Below are 24,413 nucleotides of genomic sequence, written 5' to 3'. Positions count from 1 at the left end.
AGGGAAAAATATTATAATATATTTTCATTCAAAAACATAATAATTTGAAATAAATTAACCTAAGATGAATTTAACCAATATAGTATATTGGTTAATACAAGAAATATAGGTTATCATAAGAAAGATTTAATTATAAAAACAATAATTTTTTATAAATAGATTATTATTTTGATTTTAATAAATAAAAATCAAAAAAAATGTAGAAAAAAGAAGAATAAATAAATGTAAAGCTTTACCAAGGCCATAAAAATAAATATAATATAATTAGGAAACATTTTACTAAAAATTAAATAATGGAGGAGCTAATTTGAAAAAAAGAGTAAGTATTAATTTAAGTGTTAAAAACAAATTAATACCTATATTGTTAGTTATATTTTTATACACAAATACTTCTTATGTATTTGCTCATAGTTCAAACATTCAATTTAAAAATATAACTATAGATGATGGATTATCTCAATCGACAGTTGAAGCTTTATATCAAGATAGCAATGGATATATATGGATAGGTACTAATGATGGACTTGATAGATATAATGGATATGAATTTAAAAAATATAAACAAGGCAATGATCCATCTACTAATATAGCTAGTAATTATATACTATCCATTAAAGATGATAATAAGAAAAATATATGGGTGGCTACAGTAAGTGGTTTAAGTAAAATTGATACAAAGAGTAATAAAGTAACTAACTACTTTGATACTAAGGAAACTGGTAATTTATCCAATTATAATGTATGTGATATACTGATTACTAAAGATAGTGAAATTTTAGTGGCAACGGGTGATGGATTAAATATATATGATGAAAAAAATGATAGTTTTAAAAGAATTCTCAAAGATAATTTAACTAGTCAAGATATATATAGTTTAGATCAAGATGAAAACGGAAATATATGGATAGGAACGTATGGTGGATTAAATAAAATAGATGTAAAAACAAAGAGTGTTAAAACTTTTTATAGTAAAGATAAAGAGTCAATAAGTGAAGATACGATTTATAAAGTTTATAGCGATAAAAATGGATATGTGTGGGTTGGTACATTTAGTTCAGGGTTAAATAAGATCAATATAAACACAAATAAAGTTACAGTATATAAAAATATAGATGAAGATAGTACTTCTCTTCCAGGAAATTTTGTTAGAAGTATACTAAAAGATAGTGAAGATAATATATGGGTAGCTACAGATAGAGGTATTGCTAAATACAATGAAGATAGTGAAGCGTTTTTGAACTATAGCAATGATTTAGGAAATCGGTACAGCTTATTAAATGATGATGTATTTTCTTTAATGCAAGATAATACCGGGTTAATTTGGATTGGAACCTATGAAGGAATAAGCTTATTTGACCCAAGAAATAATATAACACATTATAAAAAAAGGCCATCAGAAAAACAGTCTTTAAATAGTAATGTTATACATGGAATATATGAAGATGATAGTGAAAATTTATGGGTAGGAACTAGATCTAATGGCATAAACATCATAAATAGAAAGAAACATACAGTACAATATATAACTAGAGATAACGGGCTTAGCAGTAATTCTATAAATTATATAACTGGTGATAAAAACTATATATGGGTTGCAACAAATGATGGATTAAATAGGATAAATAAAAAAACAAATGAAATAAAAATTTATGGAACAAAAGAAGGAATAAAAAATAATAAAATTAAAAGCTTATGCTTAGATAGCAAAGGATATCTATGGATAGGAACTGAAAATAGTTTAGGTATATTAAATACTACAAATGATGAAATGAAAGATATGGATTATATATTTGATAAGTATAAAATAAATGATAAATATATAAGTGCTATACATGAAGATTCACAAGGAAATTATTGGATAGGAACGTTTAAAGATGGTGGATTAATAAAAGTAGATACTAAACATAATGCAATTAAAAACTATAAAAAAGATTTAAGAAATAACAATAGTATAACTTCAAACTCGATAAGATGCATAATAGATGATACTAAAGGCAATATATGGGTAGGAACAAATTATGGATTGAATAAATTTGATTTAAAGACACAAAAATTTAAATCATATACAGAAAAAGATGGTCTAAGTAGTAATACAGTGTATGGAACTTTACTAGATGATAAAAAAGATATTTGGATGAGTACTAATTATGGGATATCAAAATTAGATGCAGAAACTGACATATTTACTAATTATAATGTTGCAGATGGATTTCAAAGTAATGAATTTAATGCAGGTGCCTATTTTAAAAACAATAAAGGCGAACTTTTCTTTGGAGGCATAAATGGGTTTAATATATTTGAACCGTCTCAAATATATCAGGACAGAACGAGTATACCAAGTGTTAAATTTGATGAATTCATAGTAAACGATGTTTCATATAAAGATATAAATAATATGAAATTTGACTATACAGGAAATTCAATAAGAATAAAGTATTTTTTACCAGACTATAAAGATACAAAAAATAATAGATACTACTATAAAATAGAAGGTCATGATAGTGATTGGAATGTTACTGATAACAATGAAATAATTTATAAAGATCTTGACCCTGGTAAATACACATTTGTTATAAAAGCAATAAATCATCATGGTATTGAAAGTAAGGAAAGTAAAGTAACATTTATTATAAAGCCTCATATACTTTTAAGCTCAATGGCATTTTGTATTTATATACTAATAATATCAATTATATTGTATTTAAATGCAACTAAGGTTAAAAGGTTGGATAGGTTAGTAGATAAAAAAACTTTACAACTACAAAAAGAAATGATAAAAAATAAAAAACTTTTTGACAAACTTATAAAACTTGAACAAAATAAAACTAACTATTTTGTAAATTTATCCCATGAGTTGAGAACACCTTTAAATGTAATATCTACAACTCAGCAGCTTATATTAGAATTAAATAAAAGAGATGAAGGTATTGATAAAGAAAAAATAGATTACCATACAATAGTTATGCAAACTAATACAAATAGACTTCTTAATTTAATTAATAATATAATAGATACATCTAAAATAGAAGATGGAAGTTATAATATAGACATTAAAGAAAATGATATAGTTTATTTAGTAGAAGAAACCTGTTTATCACTAAAAGATTATATAGAATCCAATGGATTAAACCTAATTATAGATCCTGAAATAGAAGAAAAAATAATAGAGTGTGACAAAGATGAAATAGAAAGATGTATAGTTAACTTAATAAGCAATGCAAAAAAGTTTACACCTAGAGGTGGTAAAATAGAAGTAACTATAAAAGATTTAGATGATTTTGTACAAATAAATGTATGTGATACAGGGATAGGTATACCAAAAGATAAACAAGATCAAATATTTAATAGATTTAATCAAGTAGTAGATGAAAATTATCATCAAAAAGGTGGAAGTGGTTTAGGCCTTACTATTACGAAACATATAATAAATCTTCATAATGGTGATATTTATGTAAGTAGTGAAGAAAATAAAGGGAGCACTTTTACTATATTACTACCAGTTAAACTGAATAAAAATATATAGTAAAAAATAGACTATGAAGTAAATTTACATTATAGTCTATTTTTATTGATTATTTTTAAATTATGACAATATTAAGTCAAAAACAGAAAATAGTTGATTTTAATTAGAAGTTGAATTAATCTATATGTAAAATTTAGTAATTAGAAAATATATAATTTTAAAGTTGGGAGAGAAAAAATGCTTAAAATAATTAATTTATCTACATATAAATTTGATATGGATAGATATGAGAATAATAGTGAAAATATAAACAAATTTTTAAAAGATCATAAAGTAGATGCAATAGAATTATTAGCACCATTAGGATATCAAGAAGAGTTAATCTCAAAAGATATTATAAAAGGAGTACATTTAAAACATTATCCAATGTGGCTAGATTTTTGGAACGGAAATAAAGATGGACTATTAGATGACTTCAATAGTGTTGAAGATGTAATAAACTTTTATGGAGGAAATAGCAAAAAAGATATAATAGATCATTATAAAAAAGAAATAAAGGCTGCAGAAAGCTTAAATGCGGAATATGCAGTTTTTCATGTATCTCATGTAAAATTAAAGCATTGTTATAGCTATGATTTTACGTATACAGATAAAAATGTCATAGACTCAACTATAGAACTTGTAAATGAGATATTTAAAGATTTAGATACTAACATAACTATACTTTTTGAAAACTTATGGTGGCCAGGCCTTAGAATGGTAGATTGTGATTTAGTAAAATATTTTATTGAAAATATAGAATATGAGAATAAAGGATTTATGTTAGATACAGGTCATTTACTAAATACAAATTTAAATATAAATACTGAAGAAGAAGGAATAGATTTTTTAATTGACACAATAAATAATTTAGGAGAACTAAAAAAATATATAAAAGGAATTCATTTAAGCAAATCAATTTCTTCAAAATATGTAAAAGAGCAAATATCTAAATTTAGCAATACGGGTAAAAAGATTGATGTATTTAACGAAGAGGTTTATTTTCATGTAGCTAAAATAGATGAGCACAAACCATTTACGAACAAGAAAATAAAGGATTTAGTAGATATGATAAATCCAAAATACTTAGTATATGAATTTATAACAACATCTCTAGAAGAGTTAAGTAAATATATAAATATACAGGATAATACTTTAGAGCTATATAAAAAAGTGTTTATATAGAACGGTTATTATATTTTTAGAATATGCTTTAAATAATATAGTTAAGATTGTAAAAATAAATATCGATAAAATCGCAAAATAAAAAGTGTTTTATATTAAAAATATAAAACACTTTTTATTTTGAAAATTATTTACATTGTGGATTAATTAGTTCGTATCTATCATCTAAATTTTTTTCTCCCCATTCACACATTGCTTCAAGTATAGGGTATAAGCTCATTCCTTTTTCAGTTATACTATACTCAACCTTAGGAGGTACTGTTGGATAAACTGTTCTAGAAACTAAATTATCATCTTCTAATTCTCTAAGTTGATTAGTTAAAGTTTTATGAGAGGTATGATTTATAAATGATTTTATTTCTCCAAACCTTTTAGTACCATTTTCTATTAAATAATAAAGTATAAGAGGTTTCCATTTACCTCCTATAGCATTTAAAGTTATCTCCATTTCGCAAGTTAGACTACATTTTTTCATGAATTTTTTAAGACCTCCAAAAATAACGTCATTGAAATTACACAAAGGTTACCTTAGTTTCCCTATGTAACTATAATGTGCGTACTTAAATTAAAATATTAATTTATATATAATTATAACATAATTAATAAGAAATGAAGGAGAGATATAATTATGAAAAAATTAATAGTCGTGACAGGAGCAAGTTCAGGGATAGGAAGAGAGATAGCTAAGAAATTTTCAAATAATGGTCATCCAGTATTACTGCTGGCAAGAAGGTTAGAAAAAATGGAAGAATTAAATTTACCAAATTCTTTATGTAAATCAGTTGATGTTACTAATTTAGAAATGGTAAGAGAAGCTATAAAAGAAGCTGAACAAAAATTTGGAAAAGTAGATTGTTTAATTAATTGCGCTGGAATGATGTTATTAGGTCATCCTCAGGAACAAAACTTTGATGAATGGAATGACATGATAGATCTTAATATAAAAGGTATATTAACAGGAACTAATATAGTTTTAAAAGATATGGTTCAAAGAAATGAAGGAACTATAATAAATATAAGTTCAATAGCAGGAAGAAAAACTTTTGATAATCATGCAGTATATTGTGGAACTAAGTTTGCAGTCCATGCTATAACTGAAAATATAAGAAAAGAAGTATCTCAAAGTAATGTAAGAATGATAACTATATCACCAGGGGTAGTTGAAACACCTTTATTATCTCATACTACGGATGAGAATATAAAATCTGATTACAATGAATGGAAAAAAAGCATAGAAGCAGGATTAGAGCCAGAGAAAATAGCTAGTTGTATAGAATTTGCATATAACCAACCACAAGATATTTGTATAAGAGAAATTGTTATAGCAAAAACTAAGCAAGCGGATTAATAAAAGTACATTATATAGCCTACAAATTACTAAATTATAAATATAATTTAGTTAATTTGTAGGCTATAATACTTATATATTCAAATACAGACGAACTATAAATATAAAAGGTTAAGGAGAGTCTAAAACTATGTATAAAAATAAAGTAGTATTTGTAACAGGAGCTGCAAATGGATTAGGAAATGCTATAGCAAAAGCTTATGCAAAGTTAAATGCATTTGTAATAGCAATAGATATAGTAGATACAAAATTTAACGAAAAGAATATAGATTTTTATAAAGCTGACTTAAAAAGTGAAGATCAAATAAAAAATGTATTTAAAGATGTTGTAAAAAAACATGGATCAGTACACGTGCTAATAAACAATGGAGCTATAAGTAAGTTTAATAAATCTATATTTGATATAGAATTAAGTGAATTTGATGACGTTATATCAGTAAATCTTAGAGGTAGTTTTATATGTTCAAAAGAATTTATAAAGGCAAACGAAGGTGAGAACTATGGAAGAATAATAAACATAGCATCAACGAGGTTTAATCAAAATGAAGCTGGATGGGAAGCTTACGGGGCATCAAAAGGAGGATTAATATCCTTAACTAATACTATGGCTATATCTTTATCAGAAACACCTATAACAGTTAATGCAATTAGCCCTGGATGGATTAAAGTTGATGATTATGAATTATCAGATATAGATAAAAAGCAGCACCCATCTGGAAGAGTAGGTGTGCCAAAAGATATTGTTAACGCTTGTCTATTTTTAACTAATGAAGATAACGATTTTATAAACGGATCAAATATTATTATTGATGGTGGAATGACCAAAAAAATGATATATATAGATGATAAATGGAATTTATAATAAAAAATACACAAATATTATATGGGAATATTATAAATATTGAACATTTTATATTAAAATTAAAAATAATTTCATAATATTACATATTATTGTAAATATTTACAAATTTTAATTTTTATGTTAATATATGCTGAGTATTATATTATAAAAATTTAATAGGCAAACCCGGAGTGATCCGGTGACGCAAAGCTATAGGGACTTTTTTAAGTTAGCCAGTTGCATAAATTATCTTTTAAAAAAAGAGTGTAAACTATAAAAAGAGTGTAAGCGGGCTTAAGTTTATGCTCTTTTATTTTTTTGCAAAATGCAGTATGTCTAACTATTAAAATAATTAGTGAAGAGGAGGTTTATTTATACAAATATATTTAAAGTAACTAAGCTTATTTATGGGAAAACGTGTTAATAAAATAGCAAAGGAAAAATGGTAAAATATAAAAGGAGAAAATACGAATGAAATTTCAGTTCAAACTAAAAAGTAAGGATAATCAAAAAGATAAAAGTATAAAAACTCAACTTACTTTAATAATAGTATGTTTTGCAGTTATTAGTTGTGTATTTTTAGGGTCAATAACAAGTTTTTTAACTTATAAAAGCTCTGAAGAAATTTTATCGAAAACGGTTGTAGAAACTACTAAACAAGCTTCTGAAAATGCAGCAGCTAAAATAAAAAATGTTCAAAATGCAGCGATTCAAACCGGTATTATGCAAAAAATATCAGATCCTAAGGTAAGTGTTGAAGAAAAACAAGAAATTATAAAGCATCAAGAGAAATTATATGGATTAGCATTAGGTCAAATTATAGATGTAAATGGAAAAGATATCTTTAGTGGAAAGGACTATTCAGAGAGAGATTATTTCAAAATTTCTATGAGTGGTAAAGAATACTTAAGTAGTCCAGTTATAAGTAAAGTAACAGGAGATTTAACTCTTGTAGTTTCAGCTCCTATTTGGAAAGATGGTATACAAGGAAGTGAAATAGTTGGGGTTGTATCATTTGACCCACCTAAAGAACTTTTAAATGATATAGTAAAAGGAATACAAGTAAGTGAAAATAGTTATGCATACCTTATAGATAGTGAAGGTACTGTAATTGGTCATAAAGATGAAAGTCGTATAGGTGTAGCAAACTCTATAAAAGAGTCTCAAACAGACGAAAGTCAAATGCCTTTTGCAGAAGCTGACAAAAAGCTTATATCAGGACAAACAGGATATACAACAGCGAAGTTTGATGGGCAAAGATGGATGTTAGGTTATGCACCTGTAAGCAATAGTAATGGCTGGGGTATAGGTGTAATGGCAAATGCAAAAGATTTTATGGGTTCAACATATCGTTCAATGATAATAACAGCAATAACTACAATTGTAGTTACAATAATAGCATTTGCGGTAGCTATAATATTCTCTAATAAAATAGGAAATCCATTAAAATCATGTAGTGAAAGATTAAAATCATTAGCAGAAGGTGATTTAAACTCAGATACTATTGAATTAGACGCGAATAATGAAATTGGTTTAGTAGCAGATGCTACTACTAATATCGTAGAAGACTTAAGAAGTATGATAAATGAACTTACATATATGTTAACAGAAGTTAGCAATGGAAATTTAGATGTTGAAGTAGATAATGAACATTTAAATGAGTTATTTAGAAATGATTTTGCCCCAATACTATTAGCAGTAAATAAAATTGTAGAAGGTTTAAATGATACTTTATCTCAAATAAATGTAGCAGGAGAACAAGTTTCAGTAGGTTCTGATCAAGTTGCTGAGGGGGCTCAATTATTATCTCAAGGAGCGACAGAACAAGCTAGTTCGGTTCAAGAGCTTTCGGCAACAATAAATGAAGTTTCAATGCAAGTAAAGCAAACTGCACAAAATGCAGAAAGAGCAAAACAAATTTCTATACAATCAAGTGCAGCTACAGAAAAAGGTAAAAAGCAAATGCAAGAAATGATTGCAGCTATGAATGAAATAAGCAATACATCTAATCAAATAGGAAATATAATAAAAAATATAGATGATATAGCGTTCCAAACAAACATATTAGCTTTAAATGCAGCAGTAGAAGCAGCTCGTGCTGGTGAAGCTGGTAAAGGGTTTGCTGTTGTAGCAGATGAAGTAAGAAACTTAGCGGCAAAATCTGCTCAAAGTGCAAAGGATACAGCAGAGTTAATTGAAAAATCACTTTTAGCAATAGAAAATGGAAGTGGAATTGTTTCTGAAACTGCAAAATCTCTTGAAGAAGTTGTTTCTGGAGCACAAAAATCTGCTGATGTTATACAAGAAATAGCAAATGCAAGTAATGAACAAGCTCAACATATAAACCAAGTGAATATAGGTGTTGAACAAATATCAGTCGTTGTTCAAACGAATTCAGCAACAGCAGAAGAAAGCGCTGCAGCTAGTGAAGAATTATCAAGCCAAGCGGAAATGTTAAAGGAACTTATAGGAAAGTTCAAGTTAAAAGAAGAGCAAGGTGGAAAATTCTTTGACGGTAAGATATTATTTGATAGCGAAGAATTTTAAATATTAGATTATTTAATAAAATTATAGTAAATAATATTTAAAAAAATGTAATACATAAAAATATTGAGAGAAAATGTCTAACGAAAAAGATTGAAAAAGAATCATATATAATGATACTATGAAATTGTAATAAAGCCATGAAGGTTTGATACTCTTAAAAGAGTAATAATCTTTATGGCTTTTTTTATGTAAAATATATTTTTAGGGGGATAGTATGGAGCAAAGAGATTTTTTTGATAGTATAGCCAAAGAATGGGACAACATTATAGAAGTAAATGAAGAAAAAATTAACACTCTTTTATCTAAAGTAGATATTAAAGATAATGACAATATACTAGATGTTGGAACTGGGACTGGTGTCTTAATACCATTTTTAAAAAATTTAAACACAAAAGGAATTATAAAAGGGGTAGATATATCAAGTGGTATGCTAGATATAGCTAGTCAAAAATTTAAAGATACTAAAAATGTATCATTTGAAGCTTTAGATATAGAAAACTCTAGTTTAGAAGAAAAATATGATAAGATAATTCTTTATTCAATGTTTCCTCACCTAAAAAATAAAACAAATACTATTAAAATATTGGTTGAAAATAACTTAAATAAAGATGGAAAGCTTATAATAGCACATTCAAATAGTAGAGAATTTTTAAATAATATGCATAAAGAAAAAGATAAAAGCGTAAGTGAAGATAGGCTTATACCAATAAAAGATCAAAAAACTTTATTTGAACAAGTTAATTTAAATGTGTTAGATGCTTATGAGGATGACGAGATATATTATCTGGTTGTAAATAAAAAATAATAGGGGGATGATGATTATGAGAAATAAAAAAATAGTTTTATCAGGTTTATTTATAGCATTTGGAATAATATTTCCAATGATATTTCATACAGTTAATTTAGCAGGACCAATATTTTTACCAATGCACATACCAGTACTAGTAGCAGGATTTTTATTGGGACCGATTTGTGGTGCTATTGTAGGAATTTTAACTCCAATACTAAGTGGATTTATGACAGGGATGCCACCAATAATTCCAGTGATGCCAATAATGGCATTTGAACTTTGTGCATATGGGTTAATAACAGGATTTTTATTTAGAAAAACAAATCAAATATATATTTCATTAGTAGGGGCAATGATAGGTGGAAGACTATTTGCATTATTAGGTGCATACATAGTATCGATAACTATAGCACCACAAGTTAGTCCTATGATGTTTGTGTTTGGAACTTTAGCTAAAGCAATACCAGGTATGTTAATACAATTAATATTTATACCAATATTAGTTAAATTTATTACTAATAATAAGGAGATTTCAAAAGTATTAGCTTAAAATTAATCTATCTAGCTAAAAGTTAAATATATTAGCTAGATAGATTTTTTGATTATAATTTAAATATATTTAAATTGTATTTTCATATCTGAAAAGATCTTATTTACATCTCTTTTTATATTATAATTTTTCCTTTCTATAAATACTAATGTTATAGCCTGCCACAATACCACAGTAGCACAGGTATCAAATATTGAGGCTATAAGATTACTTCCAAGAGTAATTAAAAAATTTTGTATAAAATACCAAGCCATAAAAAACATTGCTGATAAAAATAAATAATAAAGAAGTCTTTTTTTTCCTGTATTTATAATAAACTTATCCATGTCAGATTTAGAATCATAAAAATTCTCAATAGCTTGTATAGCTAAAATCTCTTCTTCAACATTTTTTGAATTGTAAGGAATATAGATTTCTAAAATGACATTAGTATTCTTACTTTGTTTTAAATCTAAAACTTTATTGGATATAAAAGAATCTATATCATCTCTTAAATCTCTATTTTCAATTAAACTAAAGTCAAACTCATAAAAAAGGTCTTTATAGGAATCGACTTTTATTGGAATTATATAACTATTTTCTATATTCATATTTTCACCTATATAAATTTAATTACTAATTGTAAAATTCCCTATATCTATAAATATTATTTATTTAAGTTTAAATTTTTTACTAAATTTCTTTAGGAAATCTTTAGAATTATATACCAAAAATCTTAAAAGTTTAGATATATTATATTAACTATAGAAGAAATAACAATAGTAAAGGAGGAAAAATTAAATGTATAGATTGATGATAAATAAAAAGTTACCTATGATATTATATAATTATGTAAAAATATAATTTAGTGGGGTATAAGATGAACAATTATAATATTTTAGTAGTAGAAGATGAAAAAGATATAGCATTAGCTATACAAGCTTATTTAGTAAACCAAGGATACAATGTTTTTATAGGCTATAACGGAATTGAAGGCTTAGAAATTATAGAAAAAGAAAATATACACTTAGGTATTGTAGATATAATGATGCCTAAAATGGATGGTATAGAATTTACTATGAAAGTAAGAGAAGATTATGATTTTCCTATAATAATGTTATCTGCAAAGTCAGAAGAAATTGATAAAATAACGGGTTTAAATATTGGTGCTGATGATTATGTGACAAAACCATTTAAACCATTAGAGTTACTAGCTAGAGTAAATTCTCAGTTAAGAAGATATAGTAAATTTTTAAATATGGTTCAAAAAGATATAAAAAATGAAAATTTATTTACTATAGGAGGGCTAGAACTAGATACATCAACAAAAGAAGTAAATGTAGATGGTAATTTTATAAAAACAACTCCTATAGAATTTAAGATATTAACACTTCTTATGAAAAATCCAGGTAGAGTATTTTCAGCAGATGAAATATATGAAAAAGTTTGGAAAGAAAGAGCAGTTAATACAGATACAATTATGGTTCATGTAAGAAATATTAGAGAAAAAATAGAAATGAACCCAAAAGATCCTAAATATTTGAAGGTGGTGTGGGGTGTTGGATACAAAATTGAAAAACAATAAATTTATAATAAATATGGTAGTAATAATATCAATATTAATAGCATCAATAGGAATGTGCTTAGTTTATCCTAAAATAGAAAAAGATAGCGAAAAATTTGGTTATAATATATTTGAAGAAGGATACAGATTTTTAAAAGAAATTCATGTAGCTAATTACTCTTTATATTATCAGTGTAAAAAATATGGTGAAGAAAAACAAATAAAGCCATCAGAAATTTTGGCTGAATATAGTGAAATATACAAGCAAGAACACGAAGATGATTACTATACACAAAATGATTATTCTAATTATAAAAAAGAGCTAGATAATAAAATATATGATTTGAATAAAGAGCTCAATACTGAATTTAAAAATTTAGAATACTATGCTATTGATAAAGAAAGTAAAGAAATTAAAAAAAAATCAAATGGGAATATAGATATATTATTAGATGAAAAGGCAAGTAAAAGTGATATATTAAGTTTAAATAATAATTATAGTTTTTATTTAGTATTAGATTATGATGAAAATGCTAATATTAAAGTAGAGAAAATACATGGTGCAAATAAAGAAGTTATATTAAATAATTTAGAATCTTTGCAAAGAGATAATGTATTAGATATGAATTATGCATCAAATGGAGCTACTATAAAGCCTATATCTAATATGAAATTTGTTTATGCAGTACCAAACAAATTAGTTGCAGGAGATAAGATATATGATTTTAAAACATGGCAAGAAAATTATTCTTATACATCGGCCTCATACTTATATATAAACATAGCTATGCTATTTATAGTATTACTGTTTATAATAATTCCATATAAAGAATTAAAAAATATATTTAAATTTGATAAATTGAGTAAAATACCTTTTGAGATAGTTGCCTTTATAGTGTTAATGGCAATTGCATTTATATATGGAAGCAGTGAAATCATAATAAGTCCAACTATAAAGCAGCAACTTATTGATTTTAATCGAATTCAATTAAATGAAACTGTAAAAAATACATTAGTATATTTATTAAATATGATGTACTGGATATGTTGTTTTTCAGCAATCTTTATAGGTATTCTTACGACTAAACACATAGTTAAAATTGGAATAAGAAATTATTTAAGAGAAACATGCTTAATTTACAAAATTTTAAGATGCTTAAAAAATAAGACTAAAAACTTAATTAAATGGTGCTGTGATATAAAATTAAATAGTGAGGATAATAAAAAAATTATAATTTTGCTATTAATAAATTTTGTGGTTTTATCTATAATGTGTAGTGCATGGTTCTTTGGAATATTTGGATTAATAATATATACACTTTTATTATATGTATTAGTTAAAAAGTACCATAATAAGGTGAGACAAGATTATTTAAAATTATTAAATTTAACAAGTGAAATAAGTTGTGGAAATTTAGATATAGACACAAATGAAGATTTAGGAACATTTAATGTATTAAAGGATGAAATTTCAAATATACAAAAAGGATTTAAAAATGCAGTAGATGAAGAAGTTAAAAGCCAAAAAATGAAAACTGAGCTTATATCAAATGTAAGCCATGATTTAAAAACTCCTTTAACTTCAATAATTACTTATGTTGACTTATTAAAAGACACAAACTTAAGTGAAGAAAAAAGAGAATTGTATTTAGATACATTAGAAAAAAAATCTCAAAGATTACAAGCATTGATAGAAGATTTATTTGAAGTTAGCAAAGCTACAAGTGGCAATATAACTCTAAATAAAATAGATGTAGATGTAGTATCTTTAATGAAGCAGACATTACTTGAATTAGATGATAAGATAAAAGAATCATCTCTTATGGTTAGAAGTAATTATCCTAATGGGAAAGTAATACTTTCATTAGATAGTCAAAGGATGTTTAGAGTATTTGAAAACCTTGTAATAAATATAACTAAGTATGCTATGCAAGGATCTAGAGTATATATAGATATAATAGAAAATGAAGAATATGTAGAAATAAGCTTTAAGAATATGACTAAAGATGAAATTACATTTAATATAAATGAATTAGCAGAAAGGTTTGTAAGAGGAGACAAGTCTAGAAATACAGAAGGCAGTGGTCTAGGTCTTGCTATAGCTAAGAGTTTTGTAGAATTACAAGGTGGAATATTTAATTTAAGTATTGATGGTGATTTATTTAAAGTAGTAATAAAATTTGCTAAGTAATATATTGAATTAAATGTATGTTTATGAAATAATATAGTCGACAACATAAAAAGGGGTGACATTATGAACAAAGACTACTATTGTCCTTATTGTGAATCAAAACTTGAAGAAATGAATAGCTGAGGTTCTATAAGTTATTTTTGCATGGAATGCAAAATGTTGATTTCTAGAAGTAAAAAACTTACAAAAGAAGAACTCGAAGAAAGAAAAAAAGAAGAAAATTAGATCTATATTATAAAACTACACTCTAATTAGAGTGTAGTTTTTATTTGTATATTTAACTAAAGTTTAACATAATTTTTAAGCCGAATCTGATATAATTTACATGAAATTTTACATTGAAAAATTATGAGGTGATTCTATGGATGAGTACATAGGAATTGTTATAAAAAATCAATGGGACAATATACTATTACATGATGGAAATTTTTATATAAAAACTAAGGTGAAAGAAAATAGCGATATTATAAATACAATAAAGACAGAAATTGCTGAAAACTTAGATAAAGAAATTTTTAAAATAAAAAAAGTTTACAAGGAAAAGTTAGAACATAGATATGAAATTTTAACTATATACTTAGTTGAGGTTGGAGTATATACAAATGATTTTGAATTTTTAAAAATAGATCAAATACCTAAAGAAATATATTCATTTGAGGATAAAGCTTTTTTTGAAAAATATATCTTAAAAGAAGATGAATATACAACTTTATTATCATCTATATTTAATTTATTTATATTAATTGGAATTGTAGATATACTTCCAATAATAAAATCTTATTTAAATTTACAATTATTTTCTATGGGAGTAATATTTACAGCAATATTATTTTTTGTATTCAAGAACATTATAGGACCTAAGATAGCAGAAAATTTAATTAAATTTAATTTAAATATAAAAATAGCTAATAGTATAACCACGATAATAATAATTTATTATTGTATAAAACTTATCAGATAAGTTAATTTAAAATAGTATTTACTAAATTTACCTTTATAAAAAGTATAAGAAATATAGAAATAGTTACAAATTTATAAATTAACAAGGAAATTATCTAAAAATGTAGAATTATACTTGTAGATGAAGTCTTGTGGGGGTTATATCAATGAAACAGTTTTTGGATAATTTAGATACTTGTGTAATAATTTTAGATAAGCAATTAGATCCAGTATTATGCAATGAAAAGTTGTTAAATAAGCTAGAAATTAATAGTGAGGATATATTAGATATAAAAATAGTTATAGATGGAAAAGAAGAAAAGAATATAATAAGCGAAATTATAGAAGAAAGCAAAAAAATTAAAAAATTAAAATTAGCCATACGATTAATTACATCAAAAAAAACTATAGAGCTTGAAAGTAAAATAGTAGAGGATACTTTTTTAGACAAAGACGTGATAATAATTTTTAGTGATAATGTAAAGGTTATAAACTTTAATGAAAATGTAGAGAATACAACAATAGAAAAAAGTATAAAAAAAGAAATAGATAAGACGGCTAAATGTATAGAAAGATTAAATAAATTATTAGATAATTTAGAAGAGGGTAAAGATGTAAGTAAACTTATAAAAGCGCAAGATTTAAAAAAAGATATAGAAGTAATGTTAGGCGAAATATATAAATCTAAGCTAATAAAGAAGGATTTTGAACTATTACTAGGCATTTCTGTAGATTTAGTAGGAAGCATGGCGATTAACGGTCAAATAAAAACATCTACTAAAGCATGGAGTAAATGCTTAGGATGGAGCGAAAAGGAACTATTAAACTTTAATATATTAGATCTAGTACATGAAAAAGATAAAGATGATTTTATTAATATATTGATAAGCTCCGATGAAGAAGTAAAAACTATAGAAAATAAGATAAGATGTAAAAATAATACTTATAAATGCTTTAGGTGGAGAATTAAGCTAATAAAGGAAAGAGAAACATTTGCATTTACTATAAGAGATATAACCAAAGACGTAGAAGAACAAGAAAAAAGAAAGCAATTAGAAGAGGCTATTGCTTTAGAAAGTATAAAAAATGAATTTTTTGCAAATATGTCTCATGAATTTAAAACACCCTTAAATATAATTCTAGGTACGATGCAGTTAATTACAAAAAGTTATTCTGATGATAACATAGTTTGTAATAACAATTTTGATTTAGACAAGTATCTTAAGTTGATAAAACAAAATTCATATAGATTACTAAGACTTGTAAATAATTTAATAGATATGACTAGAATAGATAATGGATACTATGAGATTAAACTCGCAAATCACGATATTGTAAAAGTAGTAGAAGATATAACACTATCCGTTGCTCAGTATATAGAAGGTAATGGAATAAATTTAATATTTGATACTAATTATGAAGAGTACATAGTGGCATGCGATCCAGAAAAGATAGAGAGAATACTATTAAACTTATTATCAAACTCAATAAAATATACAAAACAAGGTGGATATATATATGTTAATCTTAATATAGATAAACATAATATAAACATATCCGTTAAAGATAATGGAGAGGGTATAGTAGAAGAGAAGTTACCAATAATATTTAATAGGTTTGTTCAAGGTAATCATATATTAGCTAGACCTTGTGAGGGTAGTGGAATAGGTCTGTCGTTAGTGAAATCACTAGTAGAAATGCATGATGGAAATATAAATGTTGAAAGTAAAGTTGGAGTAGGAACAGAATTTAAGTTTGATATTCCTAATAAAAAAATAGATGTTAATGAATATCAAAGTACAATATCTTCATCAGCAGAAAGTAGTAAAATTGAAAAATGTAACATTGAATTTTCGGATATATATGGCGTATAAATAAAAAATGCTTACCTAAAATTTAGGTAAGCATTTTTATTTTTAAGCTAAGCTTTGATTTTCAGGGTTTTGTAGTTTCTCTATTTCATCTTCAGATATAGTTTCAATTTTAAATTTAATAGCTATTAAGAATAAAGAAACTAAAGGATTTATTAAATTTAAAAAAGCATAAGGGAAGTAAGCAAATGTACTAACTCCTAATGTACCATATATGTAAGCACCACATGTATTCCAGGGTACTAGTGCTGAACTCATTGTACCACTGTCTTCAAGCGCTCTTGAAAGCATTTTTGGATGTAATCCTCTTTTTAAGTATTCATCTTTATACATTCTACCAGGTATAACTATTGAAAGGTATTGTTCACCAGCAACTGCATTTGTTAGGACACATGTAGCCATTGTAGCAAATACAACGCCAAATGTTCCTTTTGCAAACTTTAGTATAGAAGAAGCTAAAACTTGTAGCATTCCTGTTTTCTCTAAAATACCTCCTAAAGATAAGGCGCATATTGTAAGTGATACAGTAGACATCATAGACATTAATCCACCTTTAGATAGCAAGTCATCAACTGCAGCAACTCCACTAGAAGAAACAAATCCACTATGAGCAGTGTTAATAATATCTCCAACAGATGCTCCTTGGAATACTATAGCGAATACAAATCCTAAGACAGCACCAGCTATAAGCCCTGGAATTGCAGGAACTTTAAATATTACTAATGTTATAACTATTATTGGTGGAATAAATAAAATAGGAGATAATGTGTTAAATGAACTTGCCAGAGTTTCTCTGATTAAAGTAATTTGAGATAAATCTAAATCTTGTCCAACATATTTCATTCCCATAAAACCATAAATGATTAAACAAATAATTAATGATGGAACTGTGGAATAAAGCATAAATTTTATATGATCAAATAAATTAGTACCAGCCATAGCAGGAGCAAGGTTAGTAGTTTCTGATAGTGGAGAAAGCTTATCTCCAAAGTATGAACCTGATATTATAGAACCAGCAACTAATGGTGCGGGTATCCCTAACCCTTGACCGATTCCTAGAAGTGCAACACCCACTGTTCCCATAGTAGTCCAGGAAGAACCTGTAGCTATAGATACAATTCCACAGATTAATACAGTTGCTACTAAGAATATTTGTGGTGATAGAATTTCAAGCCCCCAGTATATCATAGCAGGAACTATACCACTGATTATCCATGTTCCAATAAGAACACCTATTATCATGATTATTAAAATAGCTTGCATAGCCATTTTTATAGTTACAAACATACTTTCTTCTAGTTCACCCCACGAATAACCTAATCTGCAAACTGCGATAAGTGCAGCAACAATAGTACCTCCAATCAATGGAACATGAGGAGAAGCCCCAAATTTAAAAATAGAAACACCTAAAAATAATACTAAACATCCTATAGGAATTAATGCATCAAATAACGTAGCTTGCCTTTTCTGTTTATCTTCCATATGGTATAAAAACCCCCTTAAATTTTTAATCTAACTTATAGATGAAAGTTACGAAAGGATATGCTTTTTAGTTTTATAAAGCAATTTTTGTGCCAAAATAAAATATAAGGCCGTAAAAATCAGATAATAAAGTTTAAATATTTAGACAATTTAGAAAATATCAATGTTAAGAAAATTTAAATATATTAAAAAAATTTAATGAATCTTTAACATTTGTGAACTGAAATTTTTAGCAAAGTGCAAATAAATATGCAGAATTGCAAAAATATTTGCACAACTAAGCTATAAGAGTAATAACAAAATATAAATACATTCATAGAATAATATAATAACTTAGAGTTTAAGGGTGATATAAATGAGGGTATTTTTAGAAATTATATTATACTTCTTCATATATGCATTTTTAGGGTGGATTAGTGAATGCATTTATTGTTCTATCGGTCATAAAAAAATTATAAATAGAGGTTTTTTAAATGGCCCAGTATGTCCTATTTATGGATTTGGTGCATTGATTGTTATTTTTTTTCTTAAAAGATATGGAAATAATATTTTTGAGCTTTTTTTATGTGGAATAATAGTAACATCCATACTTGAATATATAACTGGTTATTTGCTAGAAATGTTTTTTAAGACAACATGGTGGGATTACTCAAGAAAAAAATTTAATATAAAGGGAAGAGTATGTCTCAAAAACTCTTTATTATTTGGAGCAATGTCAGTTGTATTAATTAAAGTAATTCATAAGAGTATATCTAGTTTTATATTATCTATACCAACATTATTTTTAATATTTTTAGCAATAAACAATCTTATACTACTTTGTATTGATTTAAGTTTTACTATATTATCTATGAATAATTTAAAATACAAATTAAAATCATTAGAGGAGTTAACTATAGAGTTAAAACATATAAATATAAATCCTGAAAGATTTGATGAAGATAATATTAAGAGTTTATTGGAAAATCTTAAAAATAAAGGTGAAATAAAAACAGAGAAAATTGAAGAAATTATAAAAAAACTATATACCATAAAAAACAAATCAATAAATCAAAGGCGAATAATAAAAGCATTTCCAAATATGAAACATAAATATAGCCATGAAAGATTTAGTAGTCTTAAACAAATTATAAAAAATAAGCATAAATAAAAAAGAGTTATTATAAAAAATTATAATAACTCTTTTTTATTAATTAAATAAATCAATTATTTCTTTATCAGAAAGACTTCTAAGAGTATTTTGATTAGAGAGATCACCATTTATAAATTCTTCAATAAGTTCGTTTTTATTTTCTTGAAGTTTTATTATTTTTTCTTCTATAGTTCCTTTAGCTATTAATTTAATAACCTCAACAGCATTTTTTTGACCAAATCTATGAGCTCTGTCACTAGCTTGGTTTTCAACTGATGGATTCCACCAAGGGTCAAAATGTATAACAACATCTGCACTAGTTAAGTTAAGACCTGTTCCACCTGCTTTTAAAGATATTAAGAATACTTTATTATTGTCGCTAGTATTAAATTCATCAACAAGTTTTAGTCTTTCCTTAGCAGGTGTTTGACCATCTATATAAGAATAAGATATATTATTTTTATTAAGTTCATTTCCTAAGTTTTTAAGAACAGAAGTGAACTGAGAGAATAAAAGTATCTTATGACCATTTTCAATGTAGTCATTTAAAAGTTCTATTGTAGTTTCTATTTTTGAACTTTTTTTATTATAGTCCTCTAAAATTATTCGAGGATCTAAACATAATTGTCTTAATTTTGTTAAGTAAGAAAAAATAACTATTCTATCTTTTTTAACATCTTTTTCTTGAAGTTTTTTACTTAAGTCAGAAACATAAGTACTATATATTTTTCTTTGATCTTTATTTAATTCTACAAAGAACTTTTTCTCGATTTTCTCTGGTAATTCTTTCATAACCTCAGATTTAGTTCTTCTTAGAATAAATGGCTTTATTAATTTTTTTAAGTTTTCACTATTATTATCACTATATATAAATAAGTCTTGGAATTTACTTTTATTATATAAATATCCCGGCATAACAAAATCAAAAATAGACCATAATTCCATTAAATTGTTTTCTATAGGTGTACCAGTAAGAGCAAACTTAACTTTAGCATTAACATTTTTTACAGCTTCTGTACTTAATGCAATTGGATTTTTTATATTTTGTGCCTCATCGATTATACAGTAATTAAATACTGTATTTGAATAGCTTTCTAAGTCATTTCTAAGTGTTCCGTAAGTTGTTATAACTACATCATATTCATTTATTGATTCAATTGCCTTTTCTCGATCTTTTTTATTTCCATGAACTAATAAAACTTTTATTGTAGGTGCAAAAGTTTCAAATTCATTTTTCCAATTATAAATTAAAGACGTTGGTGTAATTATTATACTTTTACACGTATCACTTTTTTTAGATAATAAGAAACTTATAGTTTGTAAAGTTTTACCAAGTCCCATTTCATCTGCAAGTATTCCACCAAACTCATAATGATTTAATGTGTTAAACCAATTAAGACCATCAACCTGATATTCTCTTAAGTTAGCTTTTAAATCATTTGGAACATCGATCTTTAAAGTTTTTATATTTTCAAATTTTTTAGATATATCTTTTACTAAATCTTTTCCTGAAATAAAATCTAAATTTTTATTTTCAAAAAAGTCATTTAAGTAAAGCATTTTACTATTATGAATTTTAGATGACTCACTATTATTAACTAAGTCTAAATTGTCTAAAAGTTCAAAGAAATCTTTTGTTTCTTTTTGCTCAAGATTTAAAAAGTTACCATTTTTTAATTTATAAAACTTAGAATTTTCTTTAAATGCTAATATAATATCTTTGTATTCATCTTTGTTTATATCTTCTATATTAAATGAAAAGTCTAAGTATCCATCAACTCCATCTCTTAGTGATGCTTGAATAGATGATGAGTTATATATTTTCTTAGCTTTGAATTTATCTGAATAATAAACATCTCCAATTTCTTTTAAGTTTATAATCTCTTCACTTAGAAGTTCATAAAGTTGTTCATCAGTGCCTTTAAATACAAAAAAGTTACTTTCAAAACTAAACCCTAAAGATGTAATCTTATCTTTTATTATTTGTTCTTTATCTAAATCATTAAGTATAAATTTAGTTCCATTTTCATCATCATATATATACTTAACATCACATATTATAGTAGTTCCCTTAAGATCAAAATAAAACTTTGTTTTAAATGAGTTGACTATATTATTTTTTATTTCATTGTCTATACTAATAGATTTACAAAATTGAGATAGTTTAGGTATTAAATTACTAAAAACACCTTGTGTATCTTCTTTATCGAAACAAATGCTTTTCTGTTCTTTAAGTGCAGAGTAAAGATTTACATAGTTATAGCTGTAATTAGATGATAATAGATATATATATTCATTAAATAAGACTACATCACCTTTGCTTGTAAGTGGAATTGGTAAATCATTATTAGCTTTTAATTTTATTTTTCCATCCTCATTTTCTACATCAAAAGAAATTGGTAAAGTCTGAGTTGAAATTTTAGGACTATACACAGTATCATTTAATGTAAGAGTGAATGGTATATCTTTTAAATTATTTAAAAATAGCTTTAATTCACTTTTACCTATATGCATTAATTTAGGATTAGATACACTCAAATAAGATGATAAATTATTGCCGTAGTTTTCTAATATATCAATTAAATTATCATATTTAGATTCGAATATATGAATATTAGGATTATAAGTGAAATTTTTACCATATTGTAATGTATATCCGTTAGCTTTAGCATATGCAAAGTCTTTAATATTTTTTAACACGTACATTTTATCTTGACCTATTTTAAAATCTGCAAAAACTTTTTCGTCTTCTATAGATACATTTACTTCTAAATTGATAAATTCTTTTTTTGAGTTATCAAAATGAAAAAGCAACTTTTTATTAGGTTGAGAAGGTACAACTACTAAACTTTCTTTTTCTGTTATCTTAGTAACTAATCCAGTAGCATAATCTCTCTTTGCTAATTGAATGCCATATATAGAAGTTGCTGCTATATGTTTACATATAAAATAAGAATCAGTAAGACTTTTTGCTCTAAAATCTTCACACGTACATCTAGTGCTAATTATTTTCATATCATTTATATCAATAGCAACATACGTTGGGTAAACTTCATTATAGTATTCTGATTCACAAATTCCTTCAAAAGAAAGTATACTTTCACTTGTATTAAAGGTAACATGATCGACTAATCTTCTATTAAAGTATTTAATTCCCCTAACCCATCTAGAGGTATCCGTTCTCGATTTAATTAAGTCTTGTATTAGTTTAAAATCCAATGTATTTCACCCCACCCTCATATTTAACTAAAAAATATTTTTTAATATTTTTAATATAAAGTATAACAGAAATAAAATTAATATATTTTATATTAAAAACAATAAAACCATGAACTTTAAATATACTACACTTTAATACATTTACACAAGTAAAAAATAAATTTAATTAGTAAGTACATATTTATGTTCCTTTTAATAAGATAATATGAGACAGAAAACTATATTCTTAAAATTTAATAGCTTAATAGATATTAATAAATACTATAAAGTAGTATTTGAATTAAGCTAAATTTATAGACGGAAATTATATAACTTAAATGGGAGTTGATAAAATGAAATTGTTAATTTTAGATAGTGGTCATGCTGAGTACGTTCAAGGTAAAGAAGCACCTGACAAATCAATGAGAGAATGGGAATTTAATGCTGATATGCAAAATAGAATAAAAGAATTAGCTCAAAAACATGGATTAAATGTTTATTTAACAAATCCTAATCCTGAAAAAAAAGATGAGATGGGATTAACAAAGCGTGCAGAACTAGCAAATGATTATTGGAAATCTCAAAATAAACCTCCAGCACTATTTTTTAGTATACACTCTAACGCGTATCAAACGGAGTTTAATGCGGCAAGAGGAACAGAAACATATGTTGCATCAAATGCTAGTCAAAGTTCAAAAGATGCAGCTAAATATGTTCAAGACTCAGTTTACAAGATGATAAAATCAATAGATTCAAATGCAAAAGATAGAGGTGTTAAGGTAGCTGATTTTACGGTTATATATAAAGCTCAGATGCCATCAATATTAGAAGAGTATGCATTTTATACAAATAAAGATGATTTGAAAATATTAAAAGAATATAGAGCTGAATTAGCAGAAGCTACAATGCAAGGTGTTTGTAAATATTTTGGAATAGAATATAAGCCAAGTCAACCAGAAAAGCCAACAGACCCTCCTGCAGTTCAAGAAGAATTATACAAATACTGTGTTGTATATAATAGTCAAGTTGATGAAAATATAGCACAAATATTAAGTTGGCATTTGAAATATTGTATAGTAGTAGATTTGAGTATTTATAAACCTGGTTTAGGAGAAACTGTATTTGTCATAGGAGGAGCATGTGAAAAGTTAAAAGGTAATTTTAATTTCCAGGGAAAAGACAGATGGGAAACATTAGATATGGTTATGCAGTATATAAATAAAAATAAGTAAAAATTAAAGCATATGCTACTATTTTATTATAGTAGCATATTTTTATATCTAAGTGGGAACCT

At 25.6% G+C, this 24,413-nt stretch carries 17 protein-coding genes and 1 riboswitch; of the genes, 13 read left to right on the top strand and 4 right to left on the bottom strand.

Annotated elements, in window-relative coordinates; all coding sequences use genetic code 11:
• Positions 1-307 precede the first annotated feature (307 nt).
• Positions 308-3,523: a ligand-binding sensor domain-containing protein gene (locus BLP75_RS01275; protein WP_242872357.1), complete on the top strand. Its 3,216-nt coding sequence runs from the start codon at positions 308-310 to the stop codon at positions 3,521-3,523.
• Between the two features lie 177 nt (positions 3,524-3,700).
• Positions 3,701-4,687 carry a TIM barrel protein gene (locus BLP75_RS01270; protein WP_092722083.1) on the top strand — a complete coding sequence of 329 codons (987 nt, stop codon included), beginning with the start codon at positions 3,701-3,703 and terminating at the stop codon, positions 4,685-4,687.
• Positions 4,688-4,814: 127 nt separating this feature from the next.
• On the opposite strand, the gene BLP75_RS01265 is transcribed toward BLP75_RS01270, so the two are convergent.
• Entirely contained in the window at positions 4,815-5,162 is a 348-nt protein-coding gene (locus BLP75_RS01265) for a winged helix-turn-helix transcriptional regulator (protein WP_092722081.1), read from the bottom strand.
• A 153-nt stretch (positions 5,163-5,315) separates the two neighbouring features.
• On the opposite strand from BLP75_RS01265, the gene BLP75_RS01260 reads away from it, so the two are divergent.
• The 5 genes from BLP75_RS01260 (at position 5,316) to BLP75_RS01240 (ending at position 10,763) form a co-directional block, all read left to right on the top strand.
• Entirely contained in the window at positions 5,316-6,035 is a 720-nt protein-coding gene (locus BLP75_RS01260; RefSeq protein WP_092722079.1) for an SDR family oxidoreductase, read from the top strand.
• Between the two features lie 130 nt (positions 6,036-6,165).
• Positions 6,166-6,897, top strand: a complete 732-nt coding sequence (locus BLP75_RS01255) for an SDR family NAD(P)-dependent oxidoreductase (RefSeq protein WP_092722077.1) — start codon at positions 6,166-6,168, stop codon at positions 6,895-6,897.
• 148 nt (positions 6,898-7,045) lie between these two features.
• Positions 7,046-7,121: riboswitch (cyclic di-GMP riboswitch) on the top strand.
• A 226-nt stretch (positions 7,122-7,347) separates the two neighbouring features.
• A complete protein-coding gene (locus BLP75_RS01250) occupies positions 7,348-9,423 on the top strand; it encodes a methyl-accepting chemotaxis protein (RefSeq protein WP_092722075.1) in 2,076 nt (691 codons plus the stop codon).
• A 214-nt stretch (positions 9,424-9,637) separates the two neighbouring features.
• Positions 9,638-10,228, top strand: a complete 591-nt coding sequence (locus BLP75_RS01245) for a class I SAM-dependent methyltransferase (RefSeq protein WP_092722073.1) — start codon at positions 9,638-9,640, stop codon at positions 10,226-10,228.
• A 16-nt stretch (positions 10,229-10,244) separates the two neighbouring features.
• Complete coding sequence (locus BLP75_RS01240) at positions 10,245-10,763, top strand: ECF transporter S component (protein ID WP_092722071.1); 519 nt, start codon at positions 10,245-10,247, stop codon at positions 10,761-10,763.
• 59 nt (positions 10,764-10,822) lie between these two features.
• Here the strand turns inward: BLP75_RS01240 and BLP75_RS01235 are convergent, their stop codons facing one another.
• Positions 10,823-11,353 (bottom strand): hypothetical protein, encoded by a 531-nt coding sequence (locus BLP75_RS01235; RefSeq protein ID WP_092722069.1) that lies wholly within the window; start codon positions 11,351-11,353, stop codon positions 10,823-10,825.
• Positions 11,354-11,622: 269 nt separating this feature from the next.
• On the opposite strand from BLP75_RS01235, the gene BLP75_RS01230 reads away from it, so the two are divergent.
• The 4 genes from BLP75_RS01230 to BLP75_RS01215 all read left to right on the top strand — a co-directional run bounded on the left by BLP75_RS01230 (position 11,623) and on the right by BLP75_RS01215 (position 17,310).
• A complete protein-coding gene (locus tag BLP75_RS01230) occupies positions 11,623-12,327 on the top strand; it encodes a response regulator transcription factor (protein ID WP_092722067.1) in 705 nt (234 codons plus the stop codon).
• Positions 12,299-14,497, top strand: coding sequence for a sensor histidine kinase (locus BLP75_RS01225; protein WP_139149815.1), 2,199 nt, complete (start codon positions 12,299-12,301; stop codon positions 14,495-14,497). The genes BLP75_RS01230 and BLP75_RS01225 overlap by 29 nt, the downstream gene beginning before the upstream one ends.
• Before the next feature lie 361 nt (positions 14,498-14,858).
• Entirely contained in the window at positions 14,859-15,458 is a 600-nt protein-coding gene (locus BLP75_RS01220) for a hypothetical protein (protein ID WP_092722063.1), read from the top strand.
• Between the two features lie 145 nt (positions 15,459-15,603).
• Positions 15,604-17,310, top strand: a complete 1,707-nt coding sequence (locus BLP75_RS01215; protein ID WP_092722061.1) for a PAS domain-containing sensor histidine kinase — start codon at positions 15,604-15,606, stop codon at positions 17,308-17,310.
• A 42-nt stretch (positions 17,311-17,352) separates the two neighbouring features.
• Here BLP75_RS01215 and nhaC read toward each other — a convergent pair whose 3' ends face one another.
• On the bottom strand, positions 17,353-18,789 hold the full coding sequence (gene nhaC, locus BLP75_RS01210; protein ID WP_092722059.1) for a Na+/H+ antiporter NhaC: 1,437 nt from the start codon (positions 18,787-18,789) through the stop codon (positions 17,353-17,355).
• A gap of 355 nt (positions 18,790-19,144) precedes the next feature.
• On the opposite strand from nhaC, the gene BLP75_RS01205 reads away from it, so the two are divergent.
• A complete protein-coding gene (locus BLP75_RS01205; protein WP_092722057.1) occupies positions 19,145-19,939 on the top strand; it encodes a putative ABC transporter permease in 795 nt (264 codons plus the stop codon).
• 39 nt (positions 19,940-19,978) lie between these two features.
• Here the strand turns inward: BLP75_RS01205 and BLP75_RS01200 are convergent, their stop codons facing one another.
• Positions 19,979-23,140, bottom strand: a complete 3,162-nt coding sequence (locus BLP75_RS01200; protein ID WP_092722055.1) for a DEAD/DEAH box helicase — start codon at positions 23,138-23,140, stop codon at positions 19,979-19,981.
• 332 nt (positions 23,141-23,472) lie between these two features.
• On the opposite strand from BLP75_RS01200, the gene BLP75_RS01195 reads away from it, so the two are divergent.
• The gene (locus BLP75_RS01195; RefSeq protein ID WP_170139091.1) at positions 23,473-24,351 is read left to right on the top strand and encodes an N-acetylmuramoyl-L-alanine amidase family protein; all 879 of its coding nucleotides are present in this window, start codon (positions 23,473-23,475) and stop codon (positions 24,349-24,351) included.
• Positions 24,352-24,413 lie beyond the last annotated feature (62 nt).

The sequence above is a fragment of the Romboutsia lituseburensis DSM 797 genome (assembly GCF_900103615.1).
GTDB lineage: Bacteria > Bacillota > Clostridia > Peptostreptococcales > Peptostreptococcaceae > Romboutsia_F > Romboutsia_F lituseburensis.
The sequence above is the reverse complement of the archived record's forward strand: the minus strand, read 5'-3'. Positions and strand labels throughout refer to the sequence as shown.

Excerpts from the sequence above, each read along its gene's own strand:
- nhaC (WP_092722059.1), bottom strand. The coding sequence starts at position 18,789 with ATGGAAGATAAACAGAAAAGGCAAGCTACGTTATTTGATGCATTAATT.
- BLP75_RS01245 (WP_092722073.1), top strand. The coding sequence starts at position 9,638 with ATGGAGCAAAGAGATTTTTTTGATAGTATAGCCAAAGAATGGGACAAC.
- BLP75_RS01230 (WP_092722067.1), top strand. The coding sequence starts at position 11,623 with ATGAACAATTATAATATTTTAGTAGTAGAAGATGAAAAAGATATAGCA.
- BLP75_RS01255 (WP_092722077.1), top strand. The coding sequence starts at position 6,166 with ATGTATAAAAATAAAGTAGTATTTGTAACAGGAGCTGCAAATGGATTA.
- BLP75_RS01265 (WP_092722081.1), bottom strand. The coding sequence starts at position 5,162 with ATGAAAAAATGTAGTCTAACTTGCGAAATGGAGATAACTTTAAATGCT.
- BLP75_RS01260 (WP_092722079.1), top strand. The coding sequence starts at position 5,316 with ATGAAAAAATTAATAGTCGTGACAGGAGCAAGTTCAGGGATAGGAAGA.
- BLP75_RS01250 (WP_092722075.1), top strand. The coding sequence starts at position 7,348 with ATGAAATTTCAGTTCAAACTAAAAAGTAAGGATAATCAAAAAGATAAA.
- BLP75_RS01240 (WP_092722071.1), top strand. The coding sequence starts at position 10,245 with ATGAGAAATAAAAAAATAGTTTTATCAGGTTTATTTATAGCATTTGGA.
- BLP75_RS01235 (WP_092722069.1), bottom strand. The coding sequence starts at position 11,353 with ATGAATATAGAAAATAGTTATATAATTCCAATAAAAGTCGATTCCTAT.
- BLP75_RS01215 (WP_092722061.1), top strand. The coding sequence starts at position 15,604 with ATGAAACAGTTTTTGGATAATTTAGATACTTGTGTAATAATTTTAGAT.
- BLP75_RS01195 (WP_170139091.1), top strand. The coding sequence starts at position 23,473 with ATGAAATTGTTAATTTTAGATAGTGGTCATGCTGAGTACGTTCAAGGT.
- BLP75_RS01270 (WP_092722083.1), top strand. The coding sequence starts at position 3,701 with ATGCTTAAAATAATTAATTTATCTACATATAAATTTGATATGGATAGA.
- BLP75_RS01205 (WP_092722057.1), top strand. The coding sequence starts at position 19,145 with ATGAGGGTATTTTTAGAAATTATATTATACTTCTTCATATATGCATTT.
- BLP75_RS01220 (WP_092722063.1), top strand. The coding sequence starts at position 14,859 with ATGGATGAGTACATAGGAATTGTTATAAAAAATCAATGGGACAATATA.